The sequence below is a fragment of the Pandoraea oxalativorans genome (assembly GCF_000972785.3).
GTDB classification, from domain to species: domain Bacteria; phylum Pseudomonadota; class Gammaproteobacteria; order Burkholderiales; family Burkholderiaceae; genus Pandoraea; species Pandoraea oxalativorans.
The window spans coordinates 3,280,302-3,299,915 of record NZ_CP011253.3; the positions used below are offsets into that span (position 1 = coordinate 3,280,302).

23 protein-coding genes are annotated in these 19,614 nt (G+C 64.5%); 12 read left to right on the forward strand and 11 right to left on the reverse strand.

Translation table 11 applies throughout. The annotated features are described in order from the left end of the window. The first annotated feature begins 97 nt into the window (after window positions 1-97). Window positions 98-466 carry a BLUF domain-containing protein gene (locus tag MB84_RS14465; RefSeq protein WP_245725371.1) on the forward strand — a complete coding sequence of 123 codons (369 nt, stop codon included), beginning with the start codon at window positions 98-100 and terminating at the stop codon, window positions 464-466. On the opposite strand, the gene MB84_RS14470 is transcribed toward MB84_RS14465, so the two are convergent. From MB84_RS14470 to MB84_RS14500, 7 genes are all read right to left on the reverse strand, one after another. After that, entirely contained in the window at window positions 436-1,482 is a 1,047-nt protein-coding gene (locus MB84_RS14470; protein ID WP_046292287.1) for an ABC transporter substrate-binding protein, read from the reverse strand. The two genes, MB84_RS14465 and MB84_RS14470, sit on opposite strands and share 31 nt — an antisense overlap. Before the next feature lie 79 nt (window positions 1,483-1,561). Continuing rightward, window positions 1,562-2,716 carry an NAD(P)/FAD-dependent oxidoreductase gene (locus tag MB84_RS14475; protein ID WP_046292288.1) on the reverse strand — a complete coding sequence of 385 codons (1,155 nt, stop codon included), beginning with the start codon at window positions 2,714-2,716 and terminating at the stop codon, window positions 1,562-1,564. Next, on the reverse strand, window positions 2,709-4,169 hold the full coding sequence (locus tag MB84_RS14480; RefSeq protein WP_046292289.1) for an FAD/NAD(P)-dependent oxidoreductase: 1,461 nt from the start codon (window positions 4,167-4,169) through the stop codon (window positions 2,709-2,711). The genes MB84_RS14475 and MB84_RS14480 overlap by 8 nt, the downstream gene beginning before the upstream one ends. Next, window positions 4,162-4,560, reverse strand: a complete 399-nt coding sequence (locus tag MB84_RS14485) for a (2Fe-2S)-binding protein (protein WP_084009799.1) — start codon at window positions 4,558-4,560, stop codon at window positions 4,162-4,164. The genes MB84_RS14480 and MB84_RS14485 overlap by 8 nt, the downstream gene beginning before the upstream one ends. Before the next feature lie 23 nt (window positions 4,561-4,583). Next, window positions 4,584-5,378 (reverse strand): ABC transporter permease, encoded by a 795-nt coding sequence (locus tag MB84_RS14490; RefSeq protein WP_046292291.1) that lies wholly within the window; start codon window positions 5,376-5,378, stop codon window positions 4,584-4,586. A gap of 48 nt (window positions 5,379-5,426) precedes the next feature. Beyond that, window positions 5,427-6,332, reverse strand: a complete 906-nt coding sequence (locus MB84_RS14495) for an ABC transporter permease (RefSeq protein WP_046292292.1) — start codon at window positions 6,330-6,332, stop codon at window positions 5,427-5,429. After that, a complete protein-coding gene (locus MB84_RS14500) occupies window positions 6,325-7,419 on the reverse strand; it encodes an ABC transporter ATP-binding protein (protein WP_039402917.1) in 1,095 nt (364 codons plus the stop codon). The genes MB84_RS14495 and MB84_RS14500 overlap by 8 nt, the downstream gene beginning before the upstream one ends. A 297-nt stretch (window positions 7,420-7,716) precedes the next feature. Between MB84_RS14500 and MB84_RS14505 the strand changes: the two genes are divergently transcribed. Further along, entirely contained in the window at window positions 7,717-8,586 is an 870-nt protein-coding gene (locus MB84_RS14505; protein ID WP_046292293.1) for an IclR family transcriptional regulator, read from the forward strand. A 181-nt stretch (window positions 8,587-8,767) separates the two neighbouring features. Continuing rightward, window positions 8,768-9,244, forward strand: coding sequence for an OsmC family protein (locus MB84_RS14510; protein ID WP_046292294.1), 477 nt, complete (start codon window positions 8,768-8,770; stop codon window positions 9,242-9,244). A gap of 71 nt (window positions 9,245-9,315) precedes the next feature. Here MB84_RS14510 and MB84_RS14515 read toward each other — a convergent pair whose 3' ends face one another. Further along, window positions 9,316-10,212: a DUF72 domain-containing protein gene (locus MB84_RS14515; protein ID WP_046292295.1), complete on the reverse strand. Its 897-nt coding sequence runs from the start codon at window positions 10,210-10,212 to the stop codon at window positions 9,316-9,318. A 352-nt stretch (window positions 10,213-10,564) separates the two neighbouring features. Here MB84_RS14515 and MB84_RS14520 point away from each other — a divergent pair, with 352 nt between their 5' ends. After that, entirely contained in the window at window positions 10,565-11,137 is a 573-nt protein-coding gene (locus MB84_RS14520; protein WP_046292296.1) for a flavin reductase family protein, read from the forward strand. Here the strand turns inward: MB84_RS14520 and MB84_RS29920 are convergent. Further along, complete coding sequence (locus MB84_RS29920; protein ID WP_157122735.1) at window positions 11,134-11,352, reverse strand: hypothetical protein; 219 nt, start codon at window positions 11,350-11,352, stop codon at window positions 11,134-11,136. The two genes, MB84_RS14520 and MB84_RS29920, sit on opposite strands and share 4 nt — an antisense overlap. A gap of 145 nt (window positions 11,353-11,497) precedes the next feature. Between MB84_RS29920 and MB84_RS14525 the strand changes: the two genes are divergently transcribed. From MB84_RS14525 to MB84_RS14540, 4 genes are all read left to right on the forward strand, one after another. Beyond that, complete coding sequence (locus MB84_RS14525) at window positions 11,498-12,751, forward strand: GGDEF domain-containing protein (protein ID WP_245725372.1); 1,254 nt, start codon at window positions 11,498-11,500, stop codon at window positions 12,749-12,751. A gap of 61 nt (window positions 12,752-12,812) precedes the next feature. Further along, the gene (locus tag MB84_RS14530; protein ID WP_046292297.1) at window positions 12,813-13,391 is read left to right on the forward strand and encodes a TMEM175 family protein; all 579 of its coding nucleotides are present in this window, start codon (window positions 12,813-12,815) and stop codon (window positions 13,389-13,391) included. A gap of 66 nt (window positions 13,392-13,457) precedes the next feature. Beyond that, window positions 13,458-13,676 (forward strand): RNA-binding S4 domain-containing protein, encoded by a 219-nt coding sequence (locus MB84_RS14535; protein ID WP_046292298.1) that lies wholly within the window; start codon window positions 13,458-13,460, stop codon window positions 13,674-13,676. Between the two features lie 326 nt (window positions 13,677-14,002). Next, a complete protein-coding gene (locus tag MB84_RS14540; protein WP_046292299.1) occupies window positions 14,003-16,639 on the forward strand; it encodes a sensor domain-containing protein in 2,637 nt (878 codons plus the stop codon). Between the two features lies 1 nt (window position 16,640). Here the strand turns inward: MB84_RS14540 and MB84_RS29925 are convergent, their stop codons facing one another. Beyond that, entirely contained in the window at window positions 16,641-16,874 is a 234-nt protein-coding gene (locus MB84_RS29925) for a DUF3717 domain-containing protein (protein WP_046292300.1), read from the reverse strand. A gap of 292 nt (window positions 16,875-17,166) precedes the next feature. On the opposite strand from MB84_RS29925, the gene MB84_RS14550 reads away from it, so the two are divergent. From MB84_RS14550 to MB84_RS14565, 4 genes are all read left to right on the forward strand, one after another. Further along, entirely contained in the window at window positions 17,167-17,628 is a 462-nt protein-coding gene (locus MB84_RS14550; protein ID WP_157122736.1) for a hypothetical protein, read from the forward strand. A gap of 100 nt (window positions 17,629-17,728) precedes the next feature. After that, window positions 17,729-18,055: a hypothetical protein gene (locus MB84_RS14555; RefSeq protein WP_046292302.1), complete on the forward strand. Its 327-nt coding sequence runs from the start codon at window positions 17,729-17,731 to the stop codon at window positions 18,053-18,055. 422 nt (window positions 18,056-18,477) lie between these two features. Continuing rightward, on the forward strand, window positions 18,478-18,810 hold the full coding sequence (locus MB84_RS14560; RefSeq protein WP_211279307.1) for a hypothetical protein: 333 nt from the start codon (window positions 18,478-18,480) through the stop codon (window positions 18,808-18,810). 211 nt (window positions 18,811-19,021) lie between these two features. After that, window positions 19,022-19,216 carry a rubredoxin gene (locus MB84_RS14565; RefSeq protein ID WP_039397716.1) on the forward strand — a complete coding sequence of 65 codons (195 nt, stop codon included), beginning with the start codon at window positions 19,022-19,024 and terminating at the stop codon, window positions 19,214-19,216. A 93-nt stretch (window positions 19,217-19,309) separates the two neighbouring features. On the opposite strand, the gene MB84_RS14570 is transcribed toward MB84_RS14565, so the two are convergent. Further along, window positions 19,310-19,570 carry a hypothetical protein gene (locus MB84_RS14570; protein WP_245725373.1) on the reverse strand — a complete coding sequence of 87 codons (261 nt, stop codon included), beginning with the start codon at window positions 19,568-19,570 and terminating at the stop codon, window positions 19,310-19,312. Window positions 19,571-19,614: the final 44 nt, after the last annotated feature.

Genomic DNA, 19,614 nt, shown 5'->3' on the forward strand with positions numbered 1-19,614 from the left:
AATGACTTGGGGGACATCGACAATAATGACCGAGTGCTACGCATACACCAGCCGGGCGCTACCCGATCTTGATCCGGTAGCGCTTTCGAAAATCATCGTGCACTCCCGTGGTTTCAACGAAACCTATGGCCTGACCGGCGTGCTGCTATACGACGGCACTACCTTCTATCAGTACATCGAAGGGCGTGCCGAGCCGTTGGCGGATGCCCGCCAGCGCATCGAGGCGTCGCGTCACCATTCGTCCATCCAGGTGCTGCTCGACGGCACGCCCCGTCAGCCGGGCGCGTTCTCGACATGGAGCCTCGGCTATCTGATGCTCGACGAGCCGGCGCACGCGCTGCATGCCTTCGTGATGCCCGCCGACCATGCGCAACTCGTCGGGGCCTTCAATGTGCTGGCGGAACAGGCCGACGTGATTGACGTCGGCCAGCAACATCACTGCTCGATCTGTCGGTTCCAGCGTTGATCCCACTGCGCGCGACGCTGGTTGATGGCGTCCCAATCGACCGTCTTGATGTTCTTGGTCAGATCATCGAGCTTGCCGAGACGCGTCTGCATCGTAGCCGGGACGGTAGCCTTCGGGTTCGTCGGGATGTATGCGCCGGCGGCAGCCGCCAACGACTGGCCCCTGGCCGACAGCAGATACTGGGCGAGCTTCTGCGCCATTGCGTTATCCGGGCTGTTTTTCACCACACACAGGTCGACGAGCAACTGCACCGCGCCTTCCTTAGGCGCGACGTAGCCGACCTGGATGCCCTTGTCCTGGAGATCGCTCACGGCCGTCGGCGTCAGCGGGAAGATAGCGGCTTCGCCCGTCTGGATCATCTCCGAGAGCTTGGCCGAGTTCGGGATGTACTCGACCACGTTCGGGCCGACGGTCGATGCCCACTTCGTGAAGCCCGGCTCGACGTTCGTCTCGCTGCCCCCCCAGATGCGGTTCAGTGCGAGGAAGCCATGCAGGCCGAACGTGCTGCTCGACGCCGACTGGAACACCACGCGGCCCTTGAACTTCGGATCGGCGAAGTCGGTCCACGAGGTCGGCGTGGCCCAGCCCTTCTCCTTGAACAGCTTCGTGTTGTAGCCGATACCGGTCATGCCCAGTTGCACGCCAGCGCCCATGTCGTCCTTCACACGCGCGGACGGCATCAGTTCCTTGAGCGCGGCCGAGTCGTCGAGCTTCTGGCACACGCCCATGCTGATAGCGCGCGCCATCACGCCGTCGTCCAGAAACACGACGTGCATTTGCGGGCTGTTACGATTGGCAAGCAGCTTGGCCAGCACATCCGACGACGTGCCCGGCACCACCACGACTTTCACGTTGTTGGCCTTCTCGAATTCCGGGAAGACCTGGCTCGTGTAAGCCTTTTCCATCGCGCCGCCGTTCATGCCGATGTACAGCGTTTTGGACTGCGACCAGGCTGCGCTGCTCGCGCCCAACGCCAGCGCCGCAGCGCACATGACGACCTTCTTAGACAGCTTCATCGTGGTTCTCCTTGCGTTTCCAGGGTGTTAGGAATGTTGTTTGGGACGGACTCTGAACGTTGGGGATGCGTCGGGTTCCTCAGACTTCGGCGTGCGAGACGGGGGCTGTGGCAAAGCGATCGACGGCGAAGGCATCGATCGGCGTGGCCGTCTCGCCTTGGGTCACCAGATCGGCCAGCACTTCACCCACGCCCGGCGCGAGCAGAAAACCACCACCCGAGAAGCCGAACGCATGCACCAGACGCGGTGTCGTGCGGCTCATGCCGATGATCGGGTTGTCGTCGGGCGTCTCGCCTTCCACTCCGCTCCACGTGCGGATCAGCAGCGCATTGCGCAGCGCAGGCAGCAACGCACAGGCTTCACGCATGACGGCACGCGTAGTGTCGGCCGACGGCTGGGCGTACTCTCCGTCGCCTGTGCCGCGTCCGCCGCCGATCACGCAATTGCCGCGCTCGACCTGCCGCGCATACACGCCGCCGCCGTACACCCCGAGGTTGTGTCCGACGAACTTGGGCAACGGCTCCGTCACCCACATGTTCGGATAGATGGCATGCATCGGCGCACGCTCGCCGAATGTGCCTGCAATGTGGTTCGCCCACGCGCCGGAGGTATTGAGCAACCAGTCGCAACTCACGTGCAGTTCGTCTCCGGTTTCCGGCTTTGCCGTCAGTTGGAAGCGCACGCCGTCGTGCGTGACCGACGTAATCGGGGTGCGCTCAAGTACCTCCGCACCGAGGGCGCGGGCCGCGCGCGCGAAGGCCGGTGACACCAGACGCGGATTCGCGTGACCGTCGCTCATGCACAGCGAACCGCCGACGGCCCCCTCCCCCAGCCAGGGAAAGCGCTCGCGAAACTCTGCGCCGCGGAACACCGTCGTGGACAGGCCGTAGTTTTCTGCCATCGCCGACCATGCGTCGAGGGGCTCGAGATCGCTCTCGCGACGCGCGAGGCGCAGGTGGCCCGAGCGGACGAATTCGCCGTCGATGCCGATCAGCTCGGGCAGACGATCCCAGATCCGTCGTGCCCGCATGGCGAGCGGCAGTTGCACCTCCGGGCGGCCCTGACAGCGCACACCGCCGTAGTTCACGCCGCTGGCCTGCGCGCCGCAATAGCGTCGCTCGAACAGCGCGACCTTCAGGCCACGCTCGGCCAACGCCCGCGCGGCGGAGGCACCGACCAGACCACCACCGGCGACGACCACGTCGTAATGCAGGGTCTGCAAGGTCTCACTCATCGCGCGCCTCCTCGGGAATGGCGGCGACGTGCTCGTCGAATAACATCGGGGCAATCGGAATCGGTTTGATGGGCGCCTGCGCACGCAGCCGCCCCACTTGCGCATACGTCTGTCCGCTAGCGTCGGCCAGCACATGACACGCCGCTTCGCCGCACATGCGCCCCTGACAGCGCCCCATGCCCACGCGGGTGAGCGCCTTCAGGCGGTTGATTTCGGTGACGCCGTCCTGACGAACGCAGTCGCGCAACGTGCCTGCACTGACCTCCTCGCAACGGCAAACGAGCATGTCGTCGGGCCACTGCGCGGCAGGATCTTTCGGCAACGCAAACGCCTGCTCGATGCCTTCGCGAAATCGACGGATGCTCGCAAGCTTGCGCTCGATGGTCGTGGCGTCCCATGCATGCGGTACATCCGGCATGGACGGGGCCGCGACGCCAAGGTCTTCGAGCAACGCCAGCGCCGCGCGACGGCCTGCGAGTTCGGCGGCGTCTGCCCCCGCGATGCCTGCTCCGTCGCCTGCGAGATAGATGCCGGGTTGCGAGCTGCGTCCGGCGGCGTCGCGCTCGGGCAGCCAGCACCGGTTGAGATCGTCGAACACGAAACTGCACCCAGCGAGATCGGCCAGTTGCGTCTCCGGTCGCAGGCCGAAACCCAGACCGACGGCGTCGCATTCAATGCTCGACTCGCGACCGTTGCGCTGCCAGCGAATGGCGCGCACGCCAGCCGTGCCGTCGATGTTTTCGAGCGTCACGCCGTACTCTACGCGCACACCGCGTGCGCGCAGCCACCCCAGGTAGTAGACCCCCTTGGCGAACGTCGACGGCTGACTCAGCAGGCGCGGCGCTGCCTTCGCCTGTTCCACAAACGGGCTGGTATCGAGCACGGCGACGACGTTCGCACCGGCTTTCGCATATTGGTACGCCACGAGATACAGCAGCGGGCCGGTGCCCGCGAACACGACGCGCTCGCCAATCGCACAGCCCTGCGCCTTGAGCGCGACCTGCGCGCCGCCCAGCGTGTACACGCCCGGCAACGTCCAGCCCGGCAGCGGCAGCACGCGATCGGTGGCACCGCTGGCAATGATCAGATGCGTGAACGCGACCGGCGCTTCGCGTCCGCCGTGCAGGGTGTGCAGACGCTGCGGATCGCACGCCCACACAAGCGTCTCCGGCCGGTAGTCGACTTGGGGCAGAAGCGCCGCCATCGCATTGTGTACAGCATCGGCCTTGGCCGCTTCGAAGCCGTACAGCGCCTGCATGCTGCGCGCAAACCCTGCGCCTTGCGGCGGCTGACGATAGATCTGACCGCCCCAGCGAACGTTCTCGTCGAGTACGATCGGGCGCACGCCTGCGGCGACCAGCGTTTGCGCGGCACGTATGCCCGCCGGGCCTGCGCCAACGATCACGACGTTGGCAACGTCGGTGTCGCCGGAATTCACGGTGCGCTCAGCCATGCGAGCCTCCGTGCACTTCGTTCGCATCAGGCGCACGCGTGACGATGCGCATGCCTGCCTGAATCGTCGTCGAGCAGGCGCGCAGGCGCGTGAGTTGGGCGTCGCCACCGTCGGCGCTCACCGTTTCGCAACGCACCCAACAGTCCTGACACGCACCGATCATGCAGAATCCGGCGCGCGGCGCGCCGCTGAATTCGCTGATACGCACGTGCCGCTGATGCGTGAGGATGGCGGTGAGCAATGTGTCACCGGCGAGCGCCTGCACCGGTTCGCCGTCGATATAGAACGTGACAGGCGCACGTGCAGTCTCGGCCAGACGCGTCAATTGCGGATGGCAGGCGGACGAGCCAGACGCGCGCACGTCTTGAGTCATTGGGGAAGGGCTGGACATAAGAGTCGTCATGGAGCGCGCGCTCAGTGCTGGCCGATGAGAATGCGATTCAGACCGTAGATGCGGTCGAGCAACAACATCGCGCCGAGCGTGATGGCAATGACGAGTGCCGAGACCGACGCCATCATCGGATCGATCGACTCGGTGGCGTACATATACATGCGCACCGGCAGCGTGACGGTTTGCGGCGCGGTGAGGAAGACCGACATCGTCAGTTCGTCGAAGCTGTTGATGAACGCCAGCAGCCAGCCGCCGGTAATGCCCGGCAGAATCATCGGCATGGTCACTCGGCGGAACGTCGTCCACGATCCCGCACCAAGCGAAGCCGCCGCGTTCTCGACGCTGCGGTCCAGACCGCTGATCGACGCGAGCACGAGACGCATGATGAACGGCGTCACGACGATCATGTGTGCGAAGATGAGCGCGCCGAACGAGCCCGTCACGCCGAGCATGGCGAAAAAGCGCAGCAGCGCGATGCCGAGCACGAGGCCCGGAATCACCAGCGGCGAGAGCAGCAGACCGTTGAGAAAGTTGCGTCCCGGGAAGCGCGAACGACCAATGGCGAGCGCCGCAGGCAACGCAATCGCGAGCGAGAGCGTGGCCGAGATGAACGCCAGCTTCAGGCTGGTGAAGAACGACGCGATGAAGTCGGGATAGTCGAGAATCGCCCGGAACCAGCGCAGCGAGATGCCGCGCGTGGGCAGCGAGAGCGTCTGCTCCGGGGTGAACGCGACCAGCACCACGATGATCATCGGGGCGAGAATGAAGAGGATGACGAGCGTGTGGAACGCGAGCGCCAGGGGACTGTTTTTGCGCATGATGGCGAGTGAGTTCTGTTCTGCTTCAGTTCGGCGGCAGCGCTGGCCTTAGCCCATGCTGCGCGAGTAACGGCGGTCGAGCAGACGGTAGTACGTCAGCATCACGATCAGATTCGCCACCAGCAGCAACACGGCGATGGTCGCGCCCAGCGGCCAGTTCAGCGAGCTGAGGAACTGGTCGTAGACTGCGGTGGCGGCCACTTTGAGACGGCGTCCGCCCAGCAGACTCGGGATCGCGAAAGCGCTCGCCGACAGGCCGAACACCATCAGGCTGCCCGACAGAATGCCCGGCACCAGTTGCGGCAGCACGATGCGACGCAGCGTGGTCGCTTGCGACGCCATGAGCGAGAGCGCTGCGTTTTCCGTCTGCGGATCGAGGCGTTGCAGCGACGTCCAGACCGGAATCACCATGAATGGCAGCATCACGTGCGCCAGCGCCACGACGATGGCGAAGTTGGTGTACTCCATCTTGAAGGGTCCCATGCCGACCCACCCGAACGCCTGATTGATCAGGCCGCCCGAACTGAGCAACATGCTCCAGCCGAACGCGCGCACCACGATGGACACGAGCAGCGGCGAGAGAATGATCAGCAGGAACAGCGAGCGCCACGGGTCGCCCATGCGCGAAAGCACGTAGGCTTCGAACGTCCCCACCACGGCGCAGATCGCGGTGACCGTGAGCGAGATGCCGAACGTGCGCAGGAAGATCGTATGGAAGTACGAGTCGAACAGGACTTCCCTATAGTTCTCGAACTGGAACGCCGCAATCGGGCCGCTTGCCGGATCGAACTGATAGAACGTGAGCGCGAGCGTCATGAGCAACGGGATCAGCACCAGCGCCACGAACAACAGCATGGCGGGCGCACTCATCACCCACATCGGCAAATAGGCGCTCCACGGCGCGCGCGCGACCGGCGCGGCGTCCGTACGCGGGACTTGCAGCGTCTCAGCCATTCGAGCACGCTCCTGCGGAAACGAAACGCACCGCTTCCGGTTGCCAGTCCAGACCGACCGGCGCCCCTTCGCTCAACGGCTCGCCGCCTTCGTTCTGGCAGCACACGAGCACTTCGCCCAACGCGCTGTCGACGCGGTAGAGCCACTGGCTACCGAGGAAGAAGCGGCTCGTCACCGTCGCCGACAGTCGGCCGGTCGACGGGGCACACAGACGCACCTTCTCCGGACGCAGGCACATGGTGATGGCGTCGCCCACCGCCATGCCCCGGTCGCGCGGCGCGAGGTCCGCCAGCGCGGCACGCTGCGTGAGTTGCGCGCCCAGCTCGATATGCAGATGCTCACCGTCGCGCGCGGCCACCCGACCGTCGAGCATGTTCGCCTTGCCGATGAACTGCGAGACGAACGGCGTTTCCGGACGCTCGTAAGCACGGTACGGCGTGTCGACCTGCGTGATGCGCCCGGCTTCCATGACCACGACGCGATCGCTGATCGACAGCGCCTCGGACTGATCGTGCGTCACCATGATGGTGGTCGTGCCGATCTTGCGCTGGATCGAGCGCAGCTCGAACTGCATGTCTTCGCGCAGCTTGGCGTCGAGATTGGACATCGGCTCGTCGAGCAGCAGCACCGGCGGCGCGATCACCACGGCGCGGGCGATGGCCACGCGCTGCCGCTGGCCGCCCGAGAGCTCACGCGGGAAGCGATGGCCGAGCGCTTCGAGCCGAACGAGCGCGAGCGCCTCGCGAATGCGGTCCTTGCGTTCCGACTTGTCGACGCCTCGCATCTCCAGACCGAAACCGACGTTATCCGCCACGGTCATGTGCGGGAACAGCGCGTAGCTCTGGAACACGATGCCCAGACCGCGCTTGTTCGGCCGCATGTTCGTGATGTCGCGCCCGTCGAGCGTAATGCGCCCGGTCGTGGCTTCGACGAAGCCCGCGATCATCTGCAACGTGGTGGTCTTGCCGCAGCCCGAGGGGCCGAGCAGCGAGACGAACTCGCCCTTCTCCACCGAGAGATTGACATTCGAGACGGCGTTCAGCTCGCCGAACGTCTTGGAAACATCCGTCAAAGTCAGAAAAGACATGGTCACTACCTTCGGACGCTCGCGCGTCGCATGAAATGCAATTGCATCGAACAGTAGCGAGCCAAATTGCATGTCGCAAGATAACGATTCCATGAAATGAGATAAATTTTCAGCTTATTCCGTTTAATGGAATGTTTCACGGATGGGCAACGCCTTTCGTTTCGCGTCAACGTCTCGGGATAATCCCTAACTTATGCCGAATATTGATTATTTTTGCGGGTTTCGACGCATCGCAGTAGTTTTCAAGATGTAGCGGCTTACGCTAGTATTTCACTTGACGGAATATTCGAGACCCTGATGACTACCTCAGATTCACCTCGCGCAACGGCGAACTCGCCAGCGGAATCCGCCGGCGCGGGCATATTGCAACGCACGTTTGCCGTCATTCGCGCCCTCGGTGACGCCAAGCCCGAAGGCGAGCGCGTCACCCACATTGCCAAAGCCGTCGGCCTGAGTCAGGCGACAGTGCACCGCATTCTTCACGCGCTCATCGCCGAGCAGGTCGTGGAACAGGACGAGTCGTCCAAGCTGTATCGGCTGAGCATCGATTTCTTCGCGATGGCCGCGCAGGCAGGCAACCCGAGCGGCATGCGCACGTTGTGCCGTCCGTCGCTGCTGCGGCTGTGCGCGAGTCTGGGCGACACGATCTTTCTGCTGGTGCGCAGCAGCTTCGATGCCGTCTGCCTCGACATGTGCGAAGGCCCCTTCCCGATCCGTTCGTTCACCGGCGATATCGGCGGGCGTGTGGCGCTGGGCGTCGGCCAGGGCAGTCTCGCGATTCTGGCGTTCCTGCCGGAGGCCGAGCGCGAGGAGATCATTCGCTTCAATGTGCCGCGACTGCGGGGCTACGGCGTGCTGGACGAGGTGTATCTGCGCACGGAGATCGAGCGGGTGCGTCAGTTGGGCTATGCGGGAAGCAACAGCGGTGTGCTCGACGGCATGGCCGGGGTCGCCGTACCGGTATTCGACCGCATGGGGCATGCCGTGGCTGCGCTGAGCGTGGGCACGCTGGCCGCGCGGCTGTCGCAGGATCGCTTGCCGATGGTGGTGGAGCTGTTGCGGCGTCAGGCCGAACTGATCGGCCCGCAGACGAATCCGTTCGACGTCGCCATGCGTCGCCCGATGCACGGCCTCACGCGCGCGCTTACGACGGAGCCGCTGGCTTGACGTCAGACGCGTCTGATGGACCTCCACTGAAGGTGGCGTCGAGGACGGAATCCGTCCTTTTGATGACCGAAAATGGCCAGCATTTCACGCGCGGGACGGCGAAAATCGCGAGCGGCCCGGCCCCTCGTCCCCACGTTCCTTTTTTTTCCTCATCGGCCGAGGCCCTCAGCGGAGAGCAGACATGGCATCAGGCGAACACGAGTACCGCGTCAACGTGGAATGGACCGGCAATCAGGGCAGCGGCACGTCGGGCTATCGCGCGTACGGGCGCAATCACGAGATTCGCGTCGACGGCAAACCCACGATCCCCGGTTCGGCGGATCCGGCCTTTCGCGGCGATGCGGCTCGCTGGAATCCGGAAGATTTGCTGGTCGCGTCGGCAAGCGCCTGCCACAAGCTTTGGTACCTGCATCTGTGCGCCGAGGCCGGGATCGTCGTCGAACGGTATGAGGACAACGCCGTTGGCACGATGCTCGACACACCCACCGAAGGCCGCTTCACCCGCATCGTCTTGCGTCCGCACGTGACGATTCGTGCAGGTGGCGACGTCGCGCTCGCCGAACATCTGCATCACGCCGCGCACGAGAAGTGCTACATCGCCAACTCGGTCAATTTCCCGATCGATTGCGAACCGGTCATCGAGACAGTCGAGATTTGAGGCAGCGATGATCCCGCCAGTCCCGAGGTCATTGGCTATCCGACGTCTTCGGTACTCGGCGCAGATGTCCGTCATGCGTCCAGCAACGTCATGAGGGTCATGGCATTGCGCTGCCCCTGATCCTCGTAGTTGTTGTTGAACACGACGTACACGCGCGCAACGACTTTGGCGATGACGCGGATCGGATCGACCAGCGCCGCCAGCTCCGCTTCGCGATACTCGTAGTTGAAACGGTCGGACGCCGTCGTGCTGTCGCGCACGTTCCACGTCTGCTGATTGCGTCCGTGCAGACGCACGACCGCCGCGAGCGGCGACGTCGTCTCCCAGACTTGCGGGACGCTGTTCGTGAAGCCCTGCGGCTCGTCCACCGTCGTGTTGACCCAGCCCATCTCGCGTAACCACGCCAGCGTCTTGTCGCAACGCTCGCCGTCGAACCATCCGCGATGCCGGAACTCGGCGGCGATGCCGTACCCGGTCATGCGTCGTGCGCAGGCTTCGACATGCTCGCGGCTGGATTGGTCGCCCGTCAGCCACGGCGGAAACTGGAAGTGCACCAGACCAAGCTTTCCTGCCTCGCGTAACGGCTCGATGGCCTCCAGATAGCGCCGCCAGATCTCGTCGATCAGCTCGTTCGGCAGGTCTTTGTAGTAGACGTTCGCGCGCGGCCCCGGCGGCAGCGCCGACTGAAGATCCTTGGGAAAAGCGATGCGCGGGGTCTGGTGGCCGGTGAGCAGACGGAATGCCTTGATATTGAAGACGAACGCATCCGGGGTGCGCTCGACCCACAGCCGCGCATTGGATCCCGAGGGCATCGCGTAGTAACTGCTATCGACTTCGACCATCGGAAACTGACTGGCGTAGAAGCGCAGACGCGCTTCGGCCGACGTGTGCCCCGGCGGATAAAACCGCTTGCAGGCAATCAGCGATTTGTCCGTCCACGACGCTGTGCCGACATAGACATTGCCCATCGCGGAGCCTCCCATTGGCGCGACATGGCTCGCGCTTCGGCCGGTTCGCCGTCCCGATATTCCGGCAGCGTTTCGCACAAGTATAGGCGCGAGCCACGGGGGTTACCGCAGCACGGCGTTCGACGTAAATTGCTCGGTGACGCAACGCCCGTCGGACGGGGACTGGACTGGGACGAACGCATGAAATACTGCGCGCACATCTGATCCGGCACGCGCTCCCCGCTGCGTGCCGTTTGTACGGCCCGCAGCTGACCCTGCGGGCCGCTTTTTCGGATGTCTTGCCGCGCGCTATCATGGTCCGCCATCAATATGCGGCCCGACAACGGATCGCCGCCCGCACGGACCTCTTGCCATGACCGAACGTCTGCCTGTCGAACTTCCCAAAGCCTACCGTCTGCTCAACCACGGCCCGACCGTCCTCGTGGGAAGCGCGCACGACGGGCGTCGTAACGTCATGGCCGCCGCGTGGTCGATGCCGCTGGACTTCTCGCCGCCGAAGGTCGCCGTCGTCATCGACCGCAATACCCTCACGCGCGAGCTGGTCGAAGCCTCGGGCGAGTTCTCGCTGAACGTGCCCGCACGCGCAATCGCGCGTGAAACGCTGGCCGTCGGCTCGGTGTCCGGACGCGACGCCGACAAGTTCGCCGAGGGCACCGGCGTGACAGCCTTCACCGGATCGCACATCGCCGCGCCACTCATCGACGGCTGCCTCGCCTGGCTCGAATGCCGTGTGATTCCCGAGCCGCACAACCAGGATCGCTACGACCTTTTCCTCGGTGAGGTCGTTGCGGCCTGGGCCGATCCACGCGCGTTTCGTGACGGACACTGGCAGTTCGAGCCCGGCACGTCGCGCAGTCTGCATTACATCGCCGGTGGCAACTTCTTCGAGACCGGCGAAGCCTTCGAAGTCAAACCCGGCACCTAGCCCGACACTTCTTTGCGACCACCCGCCATGAGCCACACCTTGCCGCCGCGCCGCGCGACCGACAGCATCGATAGCATCGATAGCGTCCACAGCAGCGATCGTCCCGCACAGACCGCACACGCCTTGTGGCGAACGGGGGCCATGGGGGGTGTGGGCGGCGTGGGCAGTATGAGCAATGGGGCCGACAGGCTCGACGTGGCGGATGCCGCTGCCATCGCGTCGCCCTATTTGCCAAGTAGCCTCGCGCGGAGCAGAATTGACAGCGTTACGGACGTTTTCGATCGTGAGTCCACGTGGCTCCGCGCCCGTTCCCCCGGAGCACCTGAACCGGCTGCGACGTCTGCGTCGAGCGCATCGCCTTTGCTGGCCGCCGCGCCCGGCGCGTCGCTCGCCTGCGCAATGCGCTTCGAGCATCACGAGTCGTTCGAACCTTTCGTGCAGTTGCCGAATTCGCGGCCCGAAGCCTCTCCGTCAACGGCACTGCTGTCGTCCACCCGCCGGGCCCTGCCCACCCGTCGCGACGTGACCGCATCCGGCCACAATCCATCCGACGCTAACGATCTCAACGACGCCCGCGCCCGTCTCCTGCGCTCTGCAGGCTCGCAGCCCGGACGCCCCCCCGGTGTGGGCCTCGACGAGGCAGAGCGCCTCGCCGCGCTGCGTCGTTACGAGATTCTCGACACACCGCCCGAACCCGCCTTCGACCGTATCGTGCGGCTCGCCTCGCACGTGCTGGGCGCGCCGATCTCGCTCGTCTCCCTGATCGACGAATCGCGCCAGTGGTTCAAGGCGCGCCGCGGCATCGATGCCTCGCAAACGCCGCGCTCGATGGCTTTCTGCGCGCACGCCATTCTCAGCGACGACGTGCTTGTCGTGCCCGATGCGCGCGCCGACCGGCGCTTCGCCGACAATCCGCTCGTGACCGGCGACCCGAACATCCGCTTCTACGCGGGCGCGCCGCTGCGCACGCCCGAAGGGCACCGGCTGGGCACGCTGTGCGTGATCGACCGCCGTCCCCGCGATCTCGACGACGAGAAACGCGGCCTGCTGGCGGACCTGTCCGCGCTTGTCGTGGACGAACTCGAACTGCGCCGCGTGAACCGGGTGCTCGGCGACATGGCGATGCGCGACGGCCTGACCGGCCTGCTCAACCGCCGGGCTTTCCTCATGCAGGCCGACCGGCTGTTCGCGCTCGCCCGCGCGCAACAACGCCGCCTGTCGGTGCTGATGCTCGACATCGACCACTTCAAGGGGATCAACGACACCTGGGGGCATGCCATCGGCGATCGCGTGATTGTCGAGTTGACGCTGGTGTTGCGGGCTGGGCTGCGCAAGAGTACTGTGATCGGCCGCCTGGGCGGCGAGGAGTTCGCCGTGCTGCTGCCCGAGGCGGATGCGCAACGTGCCTTGCAGGCGGCGGAGCGCATGCTCGTCGCGATCAACGGTGCGAGCGTACCGGGTCCGAACGGGAGCGCGCCGGTGCGCTTTTCCGCCAGTATCGGGGTCGCCAGCCTCGGCCCGGACGACGCCGATTTCGGCACCCTGTTGCAACGTGCCGACCGCGCGCTTTATTCGGCCAAGCAGAGCGGCCGCAATCGCGTGGCCGTGCTGTGAATTCCAACCTTCATTAACCGATTTCGACCGATTTCGGCCGAAGACGCAAGCCACCACCGCAATGGGTAAAAGCCGACTCGAAGCATTCAGCGATGGCGTAATCGCCATTATCATCACGATCATGGTGCTGGAGATGAAAGCGCCGCACGGCAGCGAACTGGCGGACCTGCTGCCGGTCGCGCCGACGTTTCTCACTTACATCCTCAGCTATGTCTATGTCGGCCTTTACTGGAACAACCATCACCACCTTTTCCAGGTGGTCCAGAAGGTGTCCGGCGGGGTCCTGTGGGCCAACCTGCACCTGCTGTTCTGGCTATCGCTGATCCCGTTCGTCACCCATTGGCTCGGCGAGAACCATTTCACCGCGTGGCCGACAGCGCTCTACGGTGTGGTGCTGTGCATGGCCGCCATTGCCCACTACATTCTGTCGCGAACGCTGCTGGCCGTGCACGATGGCGGCAACAAGAAGCTGGCCGACGCCCTGGGGCGCGACTACAAGGGCAAGCTCTCGGTGGTGGTCTACGCGGTGGCCATCGGGCTGGCGTTCGTGCTGCCGGCGGTCTCGCTGGCGCTGTACGCGCTCATGGCCGCCGTGTGGCTGATTCCGGACCGCCGCATCGAACACGTGATCGAAAAGTGACCCCTTCGGCACGGTGCGCGGTGGCAGTCGACGCGCACCGGGTTTTTCCGTAGTATCCGCACCACTATGCAAAACGTAACTTTTGAACTGACAGGCGAATTCGTCGCCCTGAACGACCTGCTTAAACTCACCGGCGTCGTCGATTCCGGCGGCGCGGGCAAAGTCATGGTGGCCAACGGCGCGGTCAGCGTCGACGGTCAGATCGAGACTCGCAAGACCTGCAAGATCCGTGCAGGTCAGACGGTCGCTGTCGATGGCGTGCGTATCCGGGTGAAGGCCGCCTGAGGAGCACGTGAGGGCCACATGGGCGCCAGATGAGCACCGCTTAAGCTGAACTGAGCCCGGCCTGCAAGGATCCCCCGGGCCTGGTCGAATCGCCCGGCCGCGCGGCTCGTCCGTAGTCATCGTCCGTTTTTGCCCCTCATTCTCGACTCAGCGACGGTTTTACCCCCGAATCCCCGACTTCCCGGCACGGCGCCGTCGCATGACGCCCTCCCGGTTTCTCCCACGTGAGCCTGCCCCCGCAGGTCGCTATACTTGAAAGCGATTTTGGCGTGTCAGCCCCAGTCACCCCCGAGAATGATTGCAGGACGTCCCAGGAGGCCCTTGCGATGGTCGTGCCCGGTTCACCGTCCGCCACAGGCGCCACACCGGCACCGGGGCGCGAAGCGCTGCTCGAGGCTCTCGACCGGTCGTTGGGCACGCTTACGCTCACGCCGGACGGCCTCATCGCCGACGTCAACGACAAGTTCCTCGGTGTCTTCGGGTACACACGCGATCAACTGATCGGCAAGCCGCACGCCACGCTGTGCGACCCGGCCGACCCGACGTGCGGCGATTCCCTCGCGCAGGTGCTCACGACATTGCGCTCGCACACCGATCACGTCCGCCGCCTTCGCCACGACGGCAGCACCGTCTGGCTCGAAGCCACCTACAACCCCATCTTCGACGACGTCGGCAAGCTCGCTTTCGTGATCAAGCTGGCCGTCGACGTGACGGCCCGCGTGGCGCGTCAGGCCGCCGACGACGCGCGTCTGCATCTGCTGTCGCTGGGCGTCGACGAAACGGACAACGCTGTCCTCATCACCGACGCCGAGAGCCGCGTCTGTTACGTGAATGCCGGCTTCACACGCATGCTCGGTTACGCAGCGAGCGAGGTCGTCGGCCAGTCGGTGCACGTGTCGTCCAGCGACAGCACGATGGACGAATTCGCGAGCGGCGCCGCGGCGGTGGAGGTCAAACAGGCCCTCTCCGGGTGCCTCGTCTCCGCGCGGGACGGCCGCAGTTGCCATTGCGAAGTGCTGGTCCGCACCGCGCAGCGTCAACCGCTGTGGGTCTCCGTCGTGACGAACCCGATTCTCGACGCCCACGGCAAGCTCGTGAACGCGGTGGTGCTGTTCACGGACATCACGCAATCGAAGATTCAGGAAGTGTTGCAGCACAAGGCGCTAGCCGCGATGGTGCGCGATGCGCCGCTTGTCGAAGTGCTCACGCTCGTGTGCCGCGAACTGGAGCAGATCGCGCCCGAGGTCATGGCCTCGGTCGTGCGGGTGGATGCCGACGGCAAGCTGCGTCCGCAAGCCGGGCCCAGTCTGCCGGCGCAATATCACCAGTCCATCGATGGCATCGCTATCGGTCCAACTGTGGGCACGTGCGGGACAGCGGCATTTCTGGCGCGGCCGGTGATCGTGACCGACATCGCCAACGATCCGCGCTGGGCCGATTATCGCCAGATGGCGACCGAGTTCGGGCTGGCGGCGTCGTGGGCGATGCCGATCATCGCCAACGACGGGCGGGTGCTCGGCGTACTCGCGTTCTACTACCGCACCGCACGCGGCCCGGACGCCTTGCATGAGCGGCTGGTCGACGTCTGCGTGCATCTGTGCAAACTCGCCTTCGAGCGCGACGAATCGCGCACGCGCATCCGTCAACTGGCGTTCTCCGACAGTCTGACCGGGCTGCCCAATCGCAGCATGCTCGGCGTGCTCGCCGCACAGGCCATCGCGAGTGCGTCGGAGTTGAACACGCGCATGGCGGTCATCTTCATCGATCTGGATCGCTTCAAGCAGGTCAACGATTCGCTCGGCCATCAGGCAGGCGACGTCTTGCTACGAACGATTGCCCAGCGCCTGCGCCGTTCACTGCGCGGCGCGGATATCGTGGCGCGGCTCTCGGGCGACGAGTTCGTCGCCGTGCTCACCGAATGCGATCCGGAACGGCTCGACATCGCCATCGAGCGCATGCGCACGGCACTCACCGCCCCGTGTCAGGTCGATGGCGTGACGCTCGTGCCGTCGGGCAGTTTCGGCATCAGCCTGTATCCGAATCACGGACGGGAATTCGACATCCTGCTGCAACGCGCGGACATGGCGATGTATCAGGCGAAGATGACGAGCCCGGGGAGCGTGCGCTTTTACCACGAGGACATGAACGTCCACGCGCAAGAACGGCTGGAGCTGGAGACCGCCATGCGCGACGCGCTGCGTCTGGGCAAGCTGCAGTTGTTCTATCAACCGCAGATCAATCTGCTCGACGAGTCGGTGTACGGCGCAGAAGCCCTGTCGCGCTGGACGCACCCGCAGTACGGCGAAGTGCCGCCGTCGCGCTTCATCGCGCTGGCCGAGGAGTGCGGCCTGATCGGCGAACTGGGCACGTGGACGCTGCGCGAATCGTGCCGTCAACTGGCCGACTGGCGGCGGCGCGGTGTCGGTATCGGCAACGTGTCGGTCAATCTGTCGCCAACCAATTTCCACGATCACGACCTGCCGCACACGATTGCCGAAGCGCTGGCCGATCACGAACTGCCACCGTCGTGCCTGGCCATCGAGATCACGGAAAGCGTGCTGATGGATCACAACCCCAGCACGCTGCGCATCATCGAGGAAGTCCACAACTTGGGTGTGCGCCTGTCGATGGACGACTTCGGCACCGGGTATTCGAGTCTCGGCTATCTGCGCCGACTGCCGGTTTCGGAACTGAAACTCGACCGCAGCTTCGTGCACGACATTGCGCGCGACGAAACGGTGCGTGCGCTGACCAATGCGATCATCAGCATCGGTCGCAATCTGCATCTCACCGTCGTGGCCGAAGGGGTGGAAGACGAAGCGCAGCGCGACTTGCTGGTCGCGCAGGGCTATCGCGTGGCGCAGGGGTATCTGTTCTCCCCCGCGCTGCGTGCCGACGATCTGGAGCGTTGGCTCGAGCGCTGGTCAGCCCAGCGACGCTCGCCCGACCCTGTTCAATCCTGAATCAAGGCGCCAGCCCCAATTCCATCTGATGCAGGGCCGTCTCGATGGCCCGGCTCTGCTCGCCGTTCAGGGCATCGGCCGCCACACTCGTCTCGCGACGATAGATCATCTCGCCATAGATGTTCGCCAACACGCGCGCTGCCGGACACAACGACAGGTTGCTGTCTGCGGCCTGATGACTGGTCCAGTAGTTGATCGCCTGCTCGATGTCGGCGATGGAATAGTTGGCTTTCATGAGATGTCGTGTCTCGCCGTGGAGTGGAATACTGTAATTATATACAGTATTCGGGGAGTCTGAGAATGGTCCTTTCCCGGACCCATTGGCGTTAATTCTCAGGCGCACGTTTCGGAACTGCAACACTCGATGCCCGGTATCGCATGCCGGGCCGCCGACATGCGCCAACAATTCACGAAAAATCATTTACTTAGCAACTCCGGCACGATATTGGCTTAAGGCGGAGGAAACGCCGCGCAACGTCCCCCCGTTCGCAAAGCGCCCCCTCACGATTGCCCCGACGGAGCCCATCATGCCGCCGAGACACCTCACACCCCGCACCCACGTTTGCCCGGTCGGCGTTTGCCTTGTGGATCACGAGAGACGGCATCGCGTCGATGTCCTGCGATGGTCCACGTCGCTGGCGATCGGGCTGCTGGCCACCATGGCCGCCCCACGTGTCCCCGCACAGTCGATGCCTCCGGCGACCGCAAAACCCGTCGACGCATTTCATCAGCCTTGCGTGGCCGTCCGGACGCTGCCGGACGAGGCAGCACGTGACGTTTCGGGCGCCGCGAGAGCATTCGTCTTCATTTCGCGGTCGCGCAAACCGCTTAAACAGTACGTCGATCTGGATGATCGCTGTGCGACCCCACCCGCGTTCGCACCGACACGCGACGTCGACTCGACCTCCGTCTGGTATGTCGACGCGTACGCCGCCGGTGGGCATGCACCGTCCCCGGGTGAACTGACCTTGCACGGCGTGACGTCCTGAGCGACGCGCCGCCGCGTTTGTTATGCTGCGAGTTTCGTGCATCGGTTGTGCGTATGTTTGCGCATGTCGCCGTCGCGCTTTCCGATTCTCCCAAAACGCAATGTCCGCCAAGATTCCCGAGCCCCAGAAAACCTCAGCCAACGCCACGGGTAACGCCCGCAACAAACCGGCAGCCGACGTGTCGCCGCCCCCGCCGGGCGCCATTCCGCTGGCCTGGCTCGGCCTGCTGGCCGCGGCGGCCTGGGTGCTCAAGAGCCCGAATCCCACCCGGGGCGTCGGCGTGCTGTGCCTTTGCGCCGGACTGATTTCCTCGTTCGGCGCTCGCCGTCGTAGACGCGCGCCGTGGCCCGCGTTCTTCACGGGATTGCTGCCGGTCGGCGTCGCGCTGTTCTTCGCGCTGCTCATGCTTCGTCCGCTGCTGCGATGACGTTTCACGTGCGGGTCACGGCAATGACACCTGCCGAGATTCGCATGGTCCCACTTAAGTTACCCACAACTTCTGTGGATAACCCACTGGATAACCCCACATCACCCTCCCGAGACGCCCGTCGTTACACGCTGTCAAGAGGATTGCCCGTTTCAGCATCAGCATTGGATAAATTTTTTGCGCTTGACGTTTTGCGTCGCTTCTGTACGGAAACGTCACGGGTTGACATGCGATCGGACGACGCTGCCCCCCCCCTCCTCCCCCGGGTTGCGGAATGAGTAACGAGGGCGCCCGCAGAGGTCGCCGAGGGTTCGCAGCCCCGGTGAATCGGCCTATGATGGAGTCATGCGACGCGTCGCAATGCATCTTTTCAGTGACTTTTGGGGAGAACGTCTCGTATGACCCAATCCGACAAGCCGTCTGTGAACCCGTCTGTAAACCTTACGTCTGCCGATGCCAACACTCGCCAGACGGGACAATCCGAACCCGCCGGTGGCCCCGTGACCGAAGCCGAGCGCGTGCATCTGGATGAGTTGCTGGCGCGCCACTCGGTGACCGAAACCGTCGACCGGGCCTCGGTCATCGATCTGATCAACCGTCTACGCGAGCCGGACATCAAAACATCCGAAGACCGTGACCGCGTCGTCAAGGAAAGCCGCTTGTGGAAGGAAGTGTCGCACCGCGACACCGCCATGTCCCTGCTCAACTCGCTGGCGCAGATGGCCCCCATCTTCCTCAACCAGATTCACTGGTAACGCCTGCCGCGCCGGCACCCGCCGGCGCACGTCCCTTCTCCATCCGCTTACCGCTTGCCCCCTCAGTCGACGGCCAACCCGTCGGCGATCCCAGGGCCTCCCGATTGATCTGGATTAAGTTCGTTCGCAGACGCGCGTACCCGAGCGGGACGTTGTCGTGCCCGTGCCTTACAATGCGGGTCGCGCAAGTTTTCCCCGTTGACCCAAGATCATGACCACCACGCTGGATACCCCGACTGAATTCAAGAGCTGGATCTGCCTGATTTGCGGCTGGATCTACAACGAAGCCGAAGGCGCACCGGACGACGGGCTCGCTCCCGGCACCCGCTGGGCTGATGTGCCCGCCGACTGGCGTTGCCCGGAATGTGACGTGTCCAAAGAAGACTTCGCGCTGTCGGAGTTCTGAAGCCGAAAGCACGGCGGCAGCTTCAAGCCGCCACCGGGTCATTCGACTGGGGAGACGGTGCGCCATCCGCCGTTTCAGCGCACTGCAACGGCATCAGTGGTGCCATCCCCATCCACGGCCCGAACCGCGGCCATGCCAGCCACGGTAGTAGCCCCCGCCGTAATACCCTCCCACGCCCACCGTCACGACCGGTGCCGGTGCGACGGCGTAACCCGGCGCGTAGTAGCCCGGGGCATACGCGTATCCGTTGTCATATGCGCCGCCATATGCGGGCGCGCCGTACGGCACCGCCACGCATCCGGCCAGCAACATGGCGATGGCAGCGCCGCCCGCCAACATGAGTTTGCGTTTCACGATGATCTCTCCCGCACGAATCGATGGAATCCGGTGCGACGGCG